The following is a 16010-nucleotide window of genomic DNA, read 5'->3' as shown; positions in this document are numbered from 1 at the left end:
CATCCTCGTACGGGCGCAACCCATCTCGGCGGACGGCGAAAGGCTCGGCAGCCCGTGATCCCCCACGCGTCGCTGCGTTTCCATGATCACCAGGCTACGTCCGCACGCCGCGACGTCGGGTTGAAACGAGGTCACAAAGGCGCTACGGCGCCGGGGGCGCCGCTTCTCCCGGCGGGGGCCCGGGCTGCTCGGGCGCCACCGGTGGCGACGGCGCCTGCCCCGGGGGCGGAGCCGTTGCGGGGGGTCCGACCGGGATGGTGGTCGGCGGACCGATCGGGATGGTGATGCCCGGCGCGATCTCGATCGTGGGCTGGATGACGGTCTCCGACGGCTCGGTCAGCGGCCCGGGCTCCTGCATAGGCGGCGGTGGCGGCGCGGCCGGGACACCGGCGTAGCCGCCGATCTCAGTTGGCGTCGGGAAGGATTCGTTGGAGGTTCCCCGCAGGGCGCCGTCCATGGTGGCCTTCCAGATGTCGGCCGGAATGCCCGCGCCGTACACCGGGCCGCCCCACTGATTCACCAGTGGCTCGTCGCCCCCGGTGGTGCCCACCCACACCGCGGTCGACAGTGACGGCGTGTAGCCGACCATCCAGCCGTCCCGGTTGGCCCCGGTGTCACCCAGTTGGGTGGTACCGGTCTTGGCCGCCGACGGCCGGCCGCCGGCCAGATTGTGTCCGCGCGACCAGCCGGCGATGGGCTGCATGGCCGCGGTGACGTTGTCGGCGACGGCCTTGGGGATGCGCTCCTCGCCGGTGTCCTCGGATGTCTGCGCGTCGAAGAGCACCTGGCCGTCGGCGTTGACCACCTTCTCCACGAAGTGCGGTGGGTGGTACACGCCCGAGTCGGCCAGCGTCGCGTACGCTGAAGCCATGTCGATCACCCTGGTCTGGTACTGACCCAGGACGACTCCGCCTTCGGGCGGCCCGCCGTCTTGGGACAGGGTGTGCGGAACACCCGGGAAGCTCTTGGCGACGCCGGCTTGATGCGCCGCGTCGGCGACATCCTGCGCACCGTTCTTGAGCTTGAGCATCAGCCGGTAGTAGGCGGTGTTCAGTGAGCGCTTGAGCGCCTCGGCGACGTTGCAGACCCCGCAGCTCTCACCCTCGGAGTTGGTGATCTTGATCCGGCCGTTCTCGATGGTCAGCGGCGAACTGTCGATCTGATAGCCCAGACCGATGCCCTGCTCGAGCGCGGCCACCAGGGCGAACACCTTGAACGACGACCCGGTCTGCAGACCCGCCTGGGCGAAGTCGAATCCGGCGGCGTCCGACCCCCCGTAGTACGCGCGCACCGCGCCGTTGCGCGGATCGATGGACACCACCGCGGACCGCATGTTGGGGATCTGGTCCTTGAGGTAGGTCTCCACCGCGTCCACGGCGGCATCTTGCGCCTGGGGGTCGATGGTGGTGGTGATCTGCAGGCCCTGGGTGTTCAGGGTCTGCTCGTCGATGTTGAACAGGTCGAGCAGTTCCTTGGTGACCTGCCGCTGAATCAGCCCGTTGGGTCCGGTGGTGATGTTCTGGGAGCGGGCCAGATCCGGCGCCACCGTCTCCGGAAACTGTTGGGCGGCACGCTCGCCGGCCGTCAGCGCTCCGGTCTCCACCATGCCGTCGAGCACCCAGTTCCACCGCTCGAGGGCGCCTTCCGGGTCGACGGCGGGATCCAGGGTGGACGGTCGCTGGATCAGCGCGGCCAGCAGTGCGCCGTCGGCGACATCGAGTTGTTCGACCGGCTTGTCGAAGTAGGCCCTGGATGCCGCGGCGATACCGTAGGCGCCGCGGCCGAAGTAGATGATGTTCAGGTAGGCCTGCAGCACATCGTCCTTGCGCCATGCGCTGGACATCTTGGTGGCGATCACGAGTTCTTTTGCCTTGCGGATCAATCCGCCCACCCCGGCCCGCTCGGATCCGACCAGTGCGTTCTTGACGTACTGCTGGGTGATCGTCGACCCGCCCTGGGTGTCGCCGCCGAAGAGGTTGTTCTTGATTGCGCGGGCGAAGCCGGACACCGAGAAACCGGGGTTGGAGTAGAAGTCGCGGTCCTCGGCGGCCAGCACCGCGTTACGCACATACACCGGCACCTGATTGATGTCGATGTCGACGCGATTGCCTTCCGGCGGAATGATTTTGGCGAGCTCTGATCCGTCGTTGGCCAGGATCGTCGATACCTGGTTGGTGCGGATGTCGCCGGGTGAGGGCACATCGGTGATGGAGTAGGCCATCGCGAACGTGACGACCGGCAGCAGCACCATCACCACGACGGCGGCGGCGAGCCCGCGCCGAATCCACTTCCAATTCGGCGGGTGCCGGCGCAGCCAATCCATCGGGTCGGGCGCAGCGGCCCGACCGGTGTGCTCGAAACGGCCGCCCCGCCGCGGCGGCTCCTCGGCCCGGTCTGTGCTCTCGTCGGGCGGTGGTTGCCGGCGCGGGATGCGTCCGCTCAGCGCCTGTTCGCGCTGCCGTGGCGCGCCGTCGAGGGCCGCCTTGACCGCGTCGATCGGGTCGCGCAGGTCGGCGGTCACGGCGTCGTCGACCGCCGGGATGATCGCGGTCTGCCGGTCATCCGGCGCGGCCCGCGCGCGGCGAGCACCAACCTCGGAAGGCCCGGTCGAGGCAGCATCCGACCGGTCGTCGTGGTGTTTACTCACTGGCGGTACGGGCCCCGCTGCGTGCCGTCCGCCGACCCCGGGATCCCTTCGGCGGGCGCGCCAGGCCCAGCACATAGGACTTCACCAGATGATTCCAACTGCAGGTCCGGCACACCTCGACCACGTACACCGAGAACTCGCTGAAGCGGGTGGCCAACAGGACCAGTTCCTCGGCGGAGCGCGCCGAACCCGACACCGCCCCCAGCTGGTCGCCGTAGACCCACGACACCAGGGTGAGCTGCTCCTTGCGGCAGATCGGGCACACCACCGCACTGGCCTTGCCGTGGAACTTCGCCGCCCGCAGCAGATACGGGTTGGCGTCGCACACCTCGGTCACCCCGGTGCGCCCGGAGTAGACCTCGGCCAGCAGGGAACGGCGCCGAAGCGCGTAGTCCACCACCTGTCGCTGCAATCGCACGGTCACCAGAGTACGACGGGTCCGCGCGGGCCGGTGTGATGAACGCCCTTATCCCGCACCGACCGGCGGATTCGGGTCGCCGTGGCGCGGTCGGCATCCGGCGCGGGGCACCCGAAAGGCTCGGGTTCACGGCCGCCGACGACAGACAAAGGGGCCTGTCCGCTCGTCGAGCCGGCCCGTCAGCGCAACAATTACCCGTCCTGAACTGGCGACTTCGATCGGCTGAACGGTGGGCGAACAACAGGCCACTTGGGTTCTGTTATATCGGCGCGATACTATTGCGCGCACCGTCGAACGGACGTAGCCAAAAATCATCACGAGGAGGTGAATCGGTGCTTGAGCTTGCCATACTCGGCCTGCTGCTCGAGTCGCCGATGCACGGCTACGAGTTGCGCAAGCGGTTGACCGGTCTGCTGGGCGCGTTCCGGGCATTCTCCTACGGCTCGCTGTATCCCGCGCTGCGGCGCATGCAGACGGCCGGGCTGATCGCGGAGGACGCTGCGCCGGCGGGAACCCCGGTGCGGCGGGCCCGGCGGGTGTACGGGCTGACCGACGCCGGTCGTCAGCGCTTCACCGAGCTGGTGGCCGACACGGGACCGCAGAACTACACCGACGACGGCTTCGGGGTGCACCTGGCTTTCTTCAACCGCACCCCCGCCGAGGCTCGGATGCGGATCCTGGAAGGCCGCCGCCGTCAGGTGGAGGAACGCCGGGAAGGCCTGCGCAATGCCGTGACGCGGGCCAGCAACTCGTTGGACCGCTATACCCGCCAACTGCACCAGCTCGGGCTGGAATCCAGTGAGCGGGAGGTCAAGTGGCTCAACGAGTTGATCGCGGCCGAACGCGTCTCACAGGGCCGAGCCGAACAACCCTGAGCCTGCAGGGAGCGGGCATCAAGACAACACCAACAGCACGTCAGCAGTGACAGCAAAGAAGGAGAACGTCGGAAATGACTGAGCAAACGACGGATGTGCGGGTCGCCATTATCGGCGTCGGTAACTGCGCCTCCTCGCTGGTCCAGGGCGTCCAGTACTACCAGAACGCCGACGACAGCTCGGCGGTGCCCGGCCTGATGCACGTGCGGTTCGGTCCGTATCACGTCCGTGACGTGAAGTTCGTCGCCGCGTTCGACGTGGACGCCAAGAAGGTCGGCTTCGATCTGTCCGAAGCCATCTTCGCCTCGGAGAACAACACCATGAAGATCGCCGACGTGCCGCCGACCAACGTGGTGGTGCAGCGCGGCCCGACCTTGGACGGCATCGGCAAGTACTACGCCGACACCATCGAGGTCTCCGACGCCGACGCCGTCGACGTGGTCTCGGTGCTGCGCGAGGCCAAGGTCGACGTGCTGGTCTCCTACCTGCCGGTGGGCTCCGACGAGGCCGACAAGTTCTACGCCCAGTGCGCCATCGACGCCGGGGTGGCGTTCGTCAACGCACTGCCGGTGTTCATCGCCTCCGACCCGGTGTGGGCCAAGAAGTTCGCCGACGCCGGCGTGCCGATCGTCGGTGACGACATCAAGAGCCAGGTCGGCGCCACCATCACCCACCGGGTGATGGCCAAGCTGTTCGAGGACCGCGGTGTCACGCTGGACCGCACCTACCAGCTCAACGTCGGCGGCAACATGGACTTCAAGAACATGCTCGAGCGGGAGCGACTGGAGTCGAAGAAGGTGTCCAAGACCCAGGCCGTCACCTCCAACCTGACCGGCTCGCTGGCCGGCAAGATCGAGGACAAGAACGTCCACATCGGCCCGTCCGACCACGTGGCCTGGCTGGACGACCGCAAGTGGGCCTACGTGCGACTGGAGGGCCGCGCCTTCGGCGATGCGCCGCTGACCCTGGAGTACAAGCTCGAGGTGTGGGACTCGCCGAACTCCGCCGGCATCATCATCGACGCGGTGCGGGCGGCCAAGATCGCCAAGGACCGCGGCATCGGCGGCCCGATCATCCCGGCCTCGGCGTACCTGATGAAGAGCCCGCCCAAGCAGCTGCCCGACGACGTCGCGCGCACTCAGCTCGAAGAGTTCATCACCGGCTAAGAGTGCTTTCCGACGACGAGCTGGCGGGCCTGCCCGAGTTCGCGCTACTGGCCGGCAACGCCGCACAGGCCGGTGTGGCCGGTCCGCTGCCCGTCGTGCAACGCATCCAGACCGGCGACGTCAGCGCGCTGCGCTGGGGCACGGCGCCGCCGCGGGTGGTGTTCCTGCACGGTGGCGCGCAGAACGCCCACACCTTCGACACCGTCATCATCGGTCTCGCCGAGCCCGCGCTGGCCGTCGACCTGCCCGGCCACGGCCATTCGGCCTGGCGCGACGACGGCGACTACTCTCCTCAGCGCAACGCCGACGCCCTGGCGCCGGTGCTGCGCGAGCTGGCGCCGGCCGCCGAGTTGGTGGTCGGGATGTCGCTGGGCGGGCTGACCGCGATCCGATTGGCGGCCACCGCACCGGAGCTGGTCCGCCGGCTGGCGATCGTGGACGTGACTCCTTCAGCACTGCAACGGCATTCACAGATGAGCGTCGCCGATCGCGGAACGGTGGCGTTGGCCCAGGGCGACCGGACGTTCCCCGATTTCGCGTCGATGCTGGCCCTCACCACGATGGCGGCGCCGCACCGGGATCCGGAGTCGCTGCGTCGCGGTCTGCTGCACAACACCCGGCGGCTGCCAGACGGACGCTGGACCTGGCGTTACGACACCATCCGCTCCGTCGGGGATCTCAGCGAGTTGTGGACCGACGTCTCCGCGGTGGCCGCACCGACCACTTTGATCCGCGGCGGTGATTCGGGGTTCGTCTCCGCCGACGACGTCGCCGAATACGCACGGCGCTCGCCGGGGCTGACGACCCACGTGGTGGCCGGCTCCGGGCATTCGGTGCAAAGCGATCAGCCGCGCGCTCTGGTCGAGTTGCTGCGCCGGACGCTACCGTGACGGACATGAGCCCCATTCGCATCGCGGTGCAGCTGCAGCCCCAGCACGCGTCGCACTACGGCGCGATCCGTGACGCGGTCCGGCGCTGTGAAGACCTCGGCGTCGACATCGCCTTCAACTGGGACCATTTCTTCCCGCTCTACGGCGACCGCGACGGACCGCACTTCGAATGCTGGACCATGCTGGCCGCCTGGGCTGAACAGACCTCGCGCATCGAGATCGGCGCGCTGGTGTCGTGCAACTCCTACCGCAACCCCGAGCTGCTCGCCGACATGGCCCGCACCGTCGACCACATCGGTGACGGCCGGCTGATCCTGGGTATCGGCTCGGGCTGGAAGCACCGGGACTACCGCGAATACGGCTACGAGTTCGGGACCGCGGGCAGCCGTCTCGACGACCTGGCCGATGCCCTGCCGCGGATCAAATCCCGTCTGGCCCAACTTAATCCGCCGCCCAGCCGGGCTCTCCCGATGCTGATCGGTGGTGGCGGTGAGCGCAAGACGCTGCGTCTGGTCGCCGAGCACGCCGACATGTGGCACAGCTTCGCCGACGCCGAGGAGTACCCGCACAAGGCGGCGGTGCTGGCCGAGCACTGCGCCGCGGTGGGCCGCGACCCCGCCACGATCGAGCACTCGGCCGCGCTGGGCGGCGACCAGACGCGCGGCACCGTGGCCGAACTGCTCGCCGAGGCCGACGCATTGACCGGCCTCGGAGTGAGCCTGTTGACCGTCGGCAGCAGCGGACCCGACTATGACCTGACCGTCGCCGAGGCGCTGTGCCGATGGCGCGACCAGCGATAAAGCTGGCGGCGTTTCTCGCCACCCTGCTGATCATCTGCGGTCTGGCAGCGGTGCCGCCGGCCGGTGCCGTCCCTGACCTGTGCGCACCGCCCGGAGAGCAGGCCGCCGTCGCGTTGCCGGTCAAACTCGCCACCGCCAAACGGCCGCGCGAGGACAAATACACCACCGCCGGCGTCGAGCCGCTGAGTTCGCTCGACATGAGCAAACTCCGGCTGCTCACCCCCGGTGTGCTGACCGTCGGCACGCTGACCGAGAGCCCGCCGACGAACTGCATCAACGCCAAGGGCCGCTACAGCGGCTTCGACAACGAGCTGCTGCGCGCCATTGCCAAGAAGCTGGGCCTGCGGGTCCAGTTCGTCGGCACCGACTTCTTCGGTCTACTGGCCCAGGTCGAGTCGGGCCGCTTCGACGTCGGGTCGGCGTCGATCAACGCCACCGATGAGCGCCGCCGCACCGTCGGCTTCACCAACGGCTACGACTTCGGCTACATGGCACTGGTGGTCCCGGCCGGTTCCGGTATCACCGGATTCGACAACCTGACCGGTAGCCGGCGGATCGCGGTGGTCCAGGGCACCGTGGAGGACGCCTACGCCGTCGACACTCTCGAAATGGAACCGGTGCGGTACCCCGACTCCATCACGCTGTACGCCAGTCTGAAAAGCCACCAGGTGGACGCCTGGGTGGCGCCGTCGCTGACCGCGCTGAACCTGCTGCGGCCAGGCGATCCGGCGCAGATCGTCGGCTATACCTTCAGCCCGGCCGGCTTCGAGGCGTACGCGGTGGCCAAGGGAAACCAGGCGCTTCTCAACGCGTTGAACTCCGGCTTGGATGCGGTGATCGAGGACGGCACCTGGCCGCAGCTCTACACCGACTGGGTGCCGCGGCCGTTGCCGCCGGACTGGCAGCCCGGCTCCAAGTCGGCGGCCACCCCGCACCTGCCGGACTTCGCCGCGATCGCCGCACGTCACCACAAGCCCGAGTCGGAGCCGTACGCGCCCAAATCGACACTGGCGCAATTGCGCGACTCCTTCTTCGACTGGGAGCTGTACCGGCAGGCGCTGCCGGACCTGCTCAAGACCGGCTTGCCCAACACCGTGCTGCTGACCCTGAGCGGCGGCATCATCGGATTGGTGGCCGGGCTTGGGCTGGCCGTGGCCGGGATCTCACACACCCGATGGCTGCGCTGGCCGGCCCGGGTCTATACCGACATCTTCCGGGGATTGCCCGAGGTGCTGATCATCCTGCTGATCGGCCTGGTGGTCGGGCCGCTGGTGGGCGGGCTGACGCACAACAACCCCTACCCGCTGGGGATCGCGGCGCTGGGGCTGACGGCCGCGGCCTACATCGGGGAGATCCTGCGCTCGGGCATCCAGAGCGTGGAGTCCGGTCAGCTGGAGGCATCCCGGGCGCTGGGTTTCGGCTACTCCGACGCGATGCGCCTGGTGGTGATCCCGCAGGGCATCCGGCGGGTGCTTCCGGCACTGGTCAACCAGTTCATCGCATTGCTGAAAGCCTCAGCGCTGCTGTACTTCCTGGGTCTGGTCGCCGGCCAGCGAGAGCTGTTCCAGGTGGGCCGCGACTTCAACGCGCAGACCGGCAGCCTGTCGCCACTGGTGGCGGCCGGCGTCCTGTACTTGGCGCTGACCATCCCCTTGACGCACCTGGTGAACGTCGTCGACCACCGGCTTCGGCGCGGCAGGCCCGCCGAGGCCGATGATTCCGTCGAGCTGAGCCCGGCTATCTCCAGTCAGGAGATGACGTGACGGCCGGGTCCTCGCGTGAGCCGGTATCGTTGGCGGCCAAGGGAATTCAATTGTCCTTCGGCAAGCATGCCGTGTTACGCGGGATCGACCTCGACGTGCCGGCAGGCAGCACCGCCGCGGTGATCGGGCCCTCCGGCTCGGGCAAATCGACGATGTTGCGCACGTTGAACCGGCTGCATGAGCCCGATGACGGCGACATCCTGTTGGGCGGCCGATCGGTACTGGACGACGATCCCGATGAACTGCGCCAACGGATCGGCATGGTGTTCCAGCATTTCAATCTCTTTCCGCACCGCAGCGTGCTGGACAACATCGCCCTGGCCCCGCGCAAGCTGCTCGGGATGTCCGGCGACGCCGCGCGCGACCTCGCACTGGCACTGCTGGATCGAGTCGGGCTGAAGAACAAGGCGGCGGCACGTCCCTCGGCGCTCTCCGGCGGCCAGCAACAGCGGGTCGCGATCGCCCGGGCACTGGCGATGCAACCGCAGGTGATGCTCTTCGACGAGGCGACCTCGGCGCTGGACCCGGAGTTGGTCAAGGGCATCCTGGCGCTGATCGCCGAGCTCGGTGCGGACGGCATGACCATGGTGGTGGTCACCCACGAAATGGCGTTTGCCCGGTCGGCGTCGGACACCGTCGTGTTCATGGACCGCGGGAAAGTGGTCGAATCCGGCCCCCCGGAGCAGATCTTCGACAACGCCGGGACCGAGCGGCTGCAGAAGTTTCTTTCCCAGGTGTTGTGACAGCAACTTTCGCGACCCATCCCCCCTCGTGAGAGCCACCGGTTAGACTGGCGAACTATGGCGGAGAGCAAAGCCGATACGCCGCAGGTGACGGCGATCGCGGAGGGCTTGCATCGTTCGCTGTCGAAACTGTTCTCGATACTGCGGCGCGGTGAAATCAGCGGCGGTGCGAAGACCGGCGAGCTCACCCTGGCTCAGCTGTCGATCCTGATCACGCTGCTGGATCGCGGACCGATCCGGATGACCGAGCTGGCTGCCCATGAGCGGGTGCGCACCCCCACCACCACCGTGGCGATCCGGCGCCTGGAGAAGATCGGCCTGGTCAAACGCAGCCGGGATCCGTCGGACCTGCGGGCGGTGCTGGTTGACATCACCGAGGAGGGCCTGGCGAGTCACCGTGCGTCGCTGGCCAACCGGCACTCGGCCCTCGCGGCGATGCTGAGCAAGCTCAGCCCCGAAGACTTGGACACCCTGACCCGTGCGCTGGAACCGCTGGAGCGGCTGGCCGCCAGCGGTGCGGTAGGTCCGGCCCCGAACGAGGGGCCGGACTGCCCGCTGGATTGCGGTTGATGCCGACCGCCCTGATCACCGGCGCCGGCGGCGGGATCGGTTCGGCGATCGCGACCGCACTGGCACCCACCCACACGTTGCTGCTGGCCGGCCGGCCGTCGGCGCGCCTGGATGCCGTGGCCGAACGGCTCGGAGCCACCACCTGGCCGCTGGACCTCGCCGACGCCGACGAGATCGAGTCCGCCACCGAGATCGTCGACCAACTCGACGTGCTGGTGCACAACGCCGGGGTGATGCTGCCCGGCCCTGCCGGAGAGTCCTATATCGAGGAGTGGCGAGCCACCTTCGAGGTCAACGTGTTCGGCGCGGTAGCGCTCACACTGGCACTGCTCCCGGCGTTGCGGCAGGCCCGCGGGCAGGTGGTGTTCATCAACTCCGGTGCCGGGCAACGGGTTTCCCCGGGGATGGCATCGTACTCGGCCAGCAAGTTCGCGCTTCGGGCGTTCGCGGACTCGCTGCGCAACGACGAGCCGGCCCTACGGGTCACCACGGTCTACCCCGGCCGCGTCGACACCGACATGCAACACGAGCTGGTCGCGTATGAGGGCGGCGAATACGACCCGGGCCGCTTCCTGCGCGCCGACACCGTCGCCGAGGTGGTGGCCGCCGCGGTCCGCACTCCGGCCGAGGCGCAGCTTCAGGAAGTGGTGGTCCGGCCGCGCTGACCTAACGGCTGCCCTGTCGGCGCACCCGGAAGAGCTCGGTCTCGCCCCCCACGCCCTTGAGTGCGCGAGCGCCGACAAAGGACCAGGCGTATCCCGGTGCATCGCCGATAGCCGCACGGGCTTCGCCCTCCAGCAAGATCGTTCCCGGTTCGGCGACATTGGTGACCCGGCTCGCGACGTTGACCGGACTGCCGAACCAATCTCGGGCCCTGCTCACCGCCCATCCCGAGGCGACGCCGATCCGCAGCTTCGGGAGAGTTTCGTCTGCCGCTGCCGTCTCGAGCAGCGTCAGCGTCGTATCGAGCAGCTTCACCGCATCTGACGAAACCAACATCACGGCATCGCCGATCGTCTTTACCAGCCGGACCGGAGGGTTGACCACTTCGCGTGCCAAATCGGCAAGGCGCTCAACGAGTCCCACCAGTTCCTCCGGCGGCACCGCCTCCCCCAACCGGGTGAACTCGACCATGTCAGCGAAGGCCACTGCGAGCTGCCGCGCCCCAGGGAGCGCCACCCCGGCCGCCCGCTCTCTGGCGTTGACCGCCTCGCCCTCCAGCACGCGCCGCAGCTGAACGAACAAGATGTCCCGGATCATCGGTCCCAGCAACGGGATCACAGCTCGTACCATCTCCTCGTGGGCCTTCGCGACCTCGAGTTCGGTCATACCCGGCCGCATGATCGCCGATATCGTGCTGTACCGGAATGCCGGGACTGCGCGGGAAATGCCGTCGGAGAGCCGGCGGATCATCAGGAACACCTGACCCGGGTCGAGTCCGACCTCGATGAGTTGCTGCAGTCGCAGAGCGGCCTCGGCGTCGGCCTGAAGCAGCAGGGCAGCGTCGGGATCGTCCAGCCGGGGTAGCCCCAGAGCGCGCTCGATGCCCTGCAGAACGGCCAAATCGATGCCGTGGGTGGCGCTCACCTCGCGTTCTGACACATACCTGGCGTCGTCGCCCAATTCACGGTGCGCGGGCATCAGCATCGGGGCGACCTCGGCCCTGATCTGTTCCAAACCGAAGCCCTGCTCCAGCAGCCATGTCACGAGCTCGGCCCGCTCTTCGGAGGCGCTCTCATCGAGACCGGCGAGCAGACCCAGCTCCGCCAATACTTCTCGGAACGCGTCGTTGTCCGCCCACATGCTCTCACCCAAAACCGGTGTCACACCACCAGGTTCACCAGCCGTCCGGGTACCACAATCACCTTCTTCGGGCTGGCCCCGGACAGAAACGCTTGGACTTTCTCATCGGCCAGGGCCGCGGCCTTGATCGCGTCGGTGTCCGCGTCGGTGGCCACCGTGACCAATCCCCGCTTCTTGCCGTTGACCTGTACCGGATAGTCGACGGTGTCGGTGACCAGATACGCCGGGTCGGCCACCGGGAACGGCCCGTGCGCCAGTGAGGATTCGTGGCCGAGCCGCCGCCACAGCTCCTCGGCCAGGTGCGGGGCCAGCGGCGCGAGCATCAACGCCAGCGGCTCGGCCGCCGAGCGCGGCACCCCTGCCCGATGCTGTTTGGTCAGATGGTTGGTGTATTCGATCAGCTTGGCGGCTGCGGTGTTGTTGCGCAGTGCCGCATAGTCCTCCGACACCCCGACGATGGTCCTATGCAGCAGGCGCAGTGTCTCGGTGTCCGGCTCGGCGTCGAGCACCCGCGTGTCGCCGGTCTCCTCGTCGACCACCAGCCGCCACACCCGCTGCAGAAATCGATGTGCGCCGACGACGTCTTTGGTGGCCCACGGCCGTGACATCTCCAGCGGGCCCATCGACATCTCGTAGACCCGCAGCGTGTCGGCGCCGTAGCTGTCGCAGATCTCGTCGGGGGACACGGAGTTCTTCAGGCTCTTACCCATTTTCCCGTATTCGGCGAAAACCTCGATGTCGCCGTCGGCGCCCGGGAGATGGAACTTTCCGTCGCGTTCCACGACGTCGGCGGCGGGCACATATGACCCACGGCTGTCGGTGTAGGCGGCGGCCTGGATGTAGCCCTGGTTGACCAGCCGACGGTAGGGCTCACGCGAGCTGACATGCCCGAGGTCGTGTAACACCTTGTGCCAGAAGCGCGAATACAGCAGGTGCAGCACCGCGTGCTCGACACCGCCGACATAGAGATCCACCCCGCCCGGATCGTCGGGGCCGTGTTCGGCCGGTCGCGGCCCCATCCAATAGGCCTCGTTCTCGGGGGCGCAGAACCGCTCGGCGTTGTGCGGGTCGGTGTAGCGCAACTCGTACCAGGAACTGCCGGCCCACTGCGGCATGACGTTGGTGTCGCGGGTGTAGGGCCGCAGACCGTCGCCGAGATCCAGTTCGACGTGCACCCAGTCGGTCGCCTTGGCCAACGGCGGCGAGGGTTCGCTGGCGGCGTCGTCGGGGTCGAACAGCACCGGCGAGTAATCGCCGACCTCGGGCAGTTCGACCGGCAGCGCCGCGGAGTCCAGCGCGTGCGGGCGGCCGTCGCTGTCGTAGACGATCGGGAACGGCTCACCCCAGTACCGCTGCCGGGCGAATAGCCAGTCCCGCAACTTGTATTCGACGCGCTGCCAGCCGCGGCCCTGTGCCGCCAGGCGCTGCGTCATCGCCGACTTGGCCTCGGTGACGGTCATGCCGTCCAGCGCGCCGGAATTGACCAGGGCACCGTCGCCCGCGTAGGCGGCTTCCGAGATGTCGCCGCCGGCAATGACTTCGACGACAGGGAGGCCGAACTCGACGGCGAACTCCCAGTCCCGCTGATCATGGCCCGGCACGGCCATGATGGCGCCGGTGCCGTAGCCGGCCAGCACATAGTCCGCGATGAAGATCGGCACCTGCTGGCCGTTGGCCGGGTTGGTTGCGTAACTGCCCAGGAACACACCGGTTTTAGTCTTGTTCTCCTGGCGTTCCAGATCTGACTTCGCCGCGATCGCCTTCCGGTAGGAGGCGACGGCCTCGGCGGGCGTGGTGGCACCGAACGTCCAGCGTTGATCGACCGATTCCGGCCACTCGGCGGTGGTCAGCAGGTCGACCAGATCGTGCTCGGGCGCCAACACCAGATAGCTGGCGCCGAACAGGGTGTCGGGACGGGTGGTGAACACCTCGATGTCCACCGCCACGCCGTCGATCGTGTCGGCGCCGAACAGTGCCGCTGCGCCGGTGGAGCGTCCGATCCAGTTGCGCTGCATCGTCTTGACCTTCTCCGGCCAATCCAGCACATCGAGGTCGTCGAGCAGGCGGTCGGAGTACGCGGTGATCCGCATCATCCACTGCCGCAGCCGCTTCCGGAACACCGGGAAGTTGCCGCGGTCACTTCGCCCGTCGGCGGTGACCTCTTCATTGGCCAGTACCGTGCCCAGCCCCGGGCACCAGTTGACCATCGAGTCGGAGCGGTAGACCAACCGGTGACCGTCGACGACGTCGGCCCGCTCCCCCGCCGACAGCGACGCCCAGTCACGCCCGTCGTCGAGTGTGCGTGCACCGGAGTCGAATTCGGCGATCAACTCTGCGATGGGCCGGGCCTTGTTCGCCGCGGTGTCGAAGAAGGCGTTGTAGATCTGCAGGAAGATCCATTGCGTCCACTTGTAGAAGTCGACGTCTGTGGTGGAGAAACTGCGCCGGCCGTCGTGGCCGAGCCCGAGGCGTCGCAGTTGCCGGCGGAAGTTCTCGATGTTGGCCTCGGTGCGGATGCGCGGGTGGGTGCCGGTCTGCATCGCGTACTGCTCGGCAGGCAGTCCGAACGCGTCGAAACCCAGCGCGTGCAGCACGTTGTGGCCGGTCATCCGGAAGTAGCGAGCGTAGACGTCGGTGGCGATGTAGCCCAGCGGATGGCCGACATGCAGGCCGTCGCCGGACGGGTAGGGAAACATGTCCTGGACGAACATCTTGTCGGCCGGGACCGCCGAGCCGTCATCCGGCGCCAGCGAGCCGACCGGGTTGGCGACGTTGAAGGTCCCCGCCCGCTCCCACTGCTCCTGCCAGGCGTCTTCGATACGCCCGGCCACTGCGGCCGTGTAGCGGTGGCGGGGCGCCTGGTCGCTGGGTTCAGGCGACGGTCCCAGCTTCGCCTCTCCTCCGTCGTGCCTCGCTGAACCGCCGGGTTCAAGCGACGGTCCCAGCTTCGCCTCTCCTCCGTCGTGCCTCGCTGAACCGCCGGGGTCGCCGGGTACCTGGGTGGTCGGGGCTTCGTTCACCTCAACAGGGTAATGGGCCTGGCTTTTCGGGCCGCTCGCCACAGCTTGATATCGGCTGCATCGCAGGCTGGTGAGGACTTCGTTCCAGGTCGGTTGCGGCGCTGGCGGGGTGACCGCCCGGCTGGTTACCGTCGAATCGAGGCCGGGGGCACCATGGCTCGGCCCGTCCCGGAAGGACCCCTGAAGATGACGAACACCCTCCGCCGCTGGCGGCTACTGGTCGGCTGCGCGGCTGTCACAGCGGCGGGCTTCGGCGGCCCGATGGGGATCCCGACCGCCATGGGCGACCCGCTGCTGCCGACGCCGCCCAATCCCTACGGCCCCTACGGCCCCGCCGCCCAACCGGCTGCCCAGCCGGCAGCCCAACCGGCCGCAGCGCCGGTGACCCCACCCCTTCCGGCTGGACCGCAGCACGCGGTCCCCCGGCCGGCAGCGCCGGGGCAGGCCTTGCCCGGACCGGCCGTCGTCCCGGGATCTCCGGTGGCGCCGGCGCCGAGCGCCCTGGTTCCGGCCACGTCCGGCACGTTGCGCGAGTACTTCGCCGCCAAGAACGTGCAGTTGGAACCGCAGCAGGCCGCGGGCTTCACCGCGTTGAACATCACCCTGCCGATGCCGGTGGGCTGGACCCACGTTCCCGACCCCAACGTGCCCGATGCGTTCGCGGTGATCGCCGACCGGCGCAGCGGAGCGCTCTACACCCCCAACGCGCAGGTGGTCGTCTACCGCCTGGCCGGGCAATTCGACCCGAAAGAGGCGATCACCCACGGGTTCGTCGACAGCCAGAAGCTGATGGCCTGGCAGACCACCAACGCCTCGTTGGCCGACTTCAACGGATTCCCCTCCTCGGTGATCGAGGGCACCTACCGCGACGCCGACATGACGCTGAACACCTCCAGCCGCCACGTGATCGTGCCGACCGACGACGGCGCCTACCTGGTATCGCTGACCGTGACCACCGGTGCCGGTCGCGCCGTCGGCAATGCCCCGGCGACCGACGCGATCGTGAACGGATTCAGTGTCAGCCCACGCGGCGTCACTCCACACGGCGTCAGTCCGAGCGGCGTCGAGCCGCCCAACGTGGCCCCGCAGCCCGCCGCCCCAGCTGCTCCGGTGCAATCGGGCACGCTGCGGCACCAGGTGGGCTACACCACCGACGATCCGGTGGAATCAGGCACGGTGCGCCACCAAGTGGGCAGCACCACCGACGATCCGGTGGAATCAGGCACGGTGCGCCACCAGGTAGGTAGCACCACCGACGATCCGGTGGAATCAGGCACGGTGCGCCACCAGGTGGGCAGCACCACCAGCTGAACAG

At 68.2% G+C, this 16010-nt stretch carries 13 protein-coding genes; 9 read left to right on the top strand and 4 right to left on the bottom strand.

The features are described 5' to 3' along the window. Window positions 1-142: 142 nt before the first annotated feature. Both ACZYY4_RS12355 and ACZYY4_RS12350 read right to left on the bottom strand, forming a co-directional pair. Window positions 143-2722, bottom strand: coding sequence for a transglycosylase domain-containing protein (locus tag ACZYY4_RS12355; protein WP_463810274.1), 2580 nt, complete (start codon window positions 2720-2722; stop codon window positions 143-145). Next, entirely contained in the window at window positions 2640-3065 is a 426-nt protein-coding gene (locus ACZYY4_RS12350) for a DUF5318 family protein (protein ID WP_463810273.1), read from the bottom strand. Before ACZYY4_RS12350 ends, ACZYY4_RS12355 begins: the two co-directional genes overlap by 83 nt. Before the next feature lie 332 nt (window positions 3066-3397). Between ACZYY4_RS12350 and ACZYY4_RS12345 the strand changes: the two genes are divergently transcribed. From ACZYY4_RS12345 to ACZYY4_RS12310, 8 genes are all read left to right on the top strand, one after another. Continuing rightward, window positions 3398-3940, top strand: coding sequence for a PadR family transcriptional regulator (locus tag ACZYY4_RS12345; protein WP_463810272.1), 543 nt, complete (start codon window positions 3398-3400; stop codon window positions 3938-3940). 74 nt (window positions 3941-4014) lie between these two features. Next, window positions 4015-5106, top strand: a complete 1092-nt coding sequence (locus ACZYY4_RS12340) for an inositol-3-phosphate synthase (protein WP_463810271.1) — start codon at window positions 4015-4017, stop codon at window positions 5104-5106. A 2-nt stretch (window positions 5107-5108) separates the two neighbouring features. Next, entirely contained in the window at window positions 5109-5996 is an 888-nt protein-coding gene (locus ACZYY4_RS12335; protein ID WP_463810270.1) for an alpha/beta fold hydrolase, read from the top strand. Window positions 5997-6001: 5 nt separating this feature from the next. Next, window positions 6002-6796, top strand: a complete 795-nt coding sequence (locus tag ACZYY4_RS12330) for an LLM class F420-dependent oxidoreductase (RefSeq protein ID WP_463810269.1) — start codon at window positions 6002-6004, stop codon at window positions 6794-6796. Then, window positions 6778-8559: an ABC transporter substrate-binding protein/permease gene (locus ACZYY4_RS12325; protein ID WP_463810268.1), complete on the top strand. Its 1782-nt coding sequence runs from the start codon at window positions 6778-6780 to the stop codon at window positions 8557-8559. Before ACZYY4_RS12330 ends, ACZYY4_RS12325 begins: the two co-directional genes overlap by 19 nt. After that, the gene (locus ACZYY4_RS12320) at window positions 8556-9302 is read left to right on the top strand and encodes an amino acid ABC transporter ATP-binding protein (RefSeq protein WP_463810267.1); all 747 of its coding nucleotides are present in this window, start codon (window positions 8556-8558) and stop codon (window positions 9300-9302) included. The genes ACZYY4_RS12325 and ACZYY4_RS12320 overlap by 4 nt, the downstream gene beginning before the upstream one ends. Before the next feature lie 57 nt (window positions 9303-9359). Beyond that, a complete protein-coding gene (locus tag ACZYY4_RS12315; RefSeq protein ID WP_463810266.1) occupies window positions 9360-9872 on the top strand; it encodes a MarR family winged helix-turn-helix transcriptional regulator in 513 nt (170 codons plus the stop codon). Next, entirely contained in the window at window positions 9872-10537 is a 666-nt protein-coding gene (locus ACZYY4_RS12310) for an SDR family oxidoreductase (RefSeq protein ID WP_463810265.1), read from the top strand. The genes ACZYY4_RS12315 and ACZYY4_RS12310 overlap by 1 nt, the downstream gene beginning before the upstream one ends. Before the next feature lies 1 nt (window position 10538). Here the strand turns inward: ACZYY4_RS12310 and ACZYY4_RS12305 are convergent, their stop codons facing one another. Both ACZYY4_RS12305 and leuS read right to left on the bottom strand, forming a co-directional pair. After that, on the bottom strand, window positions 10539-11675 hold the full coding sequence (locus ACZYY4_RS12305; protein WP_463810436.1) for an adenylate/guanylate cyclase domain-containing protein: 1137 nt from the start codon (window positions 11673-11675) through the stop codon (window positions 10539-10541). A gap of 20 nt (window positions 11676-11695) precedes the next feature. Beyond that, window positions 11696-14563, bottom strand: a complete 2868-nt coding sequence (gene leuS, locus ACZYY4_RS12300; RefSeq protein WP_463810435.1) for a leucine--tRNA ligase — start codon at window positions 14561-14563, stop codon at window positions 11696-11698. A 318-nt stretch (window positions 14564-14881) separates the two neighbouring features. Here leuS and ACZYY4_RS12295 point away from each other — a divergent pair, with 318 nt between their 5' ends. After that, window positions 14882-16006, top strand: a complete 1125-nt coding sequence (locus ACZYY4_RS12295) for an LpqN/LpqT family lipoprotein (protein WP_463810264.1) — start codon at window positions 14882-14884, stop codon at window positions 16004-16006. The last annotated feature ends 4 nt before the right edge of the window (window positions 16007-16010 follow it).

This window comes from Mycobacterium sp. IDUB_21 (assembly GCF_055419425.1).
This window is presented reverse-complemented; position numbering and strand designations above follow the sequence as displayed.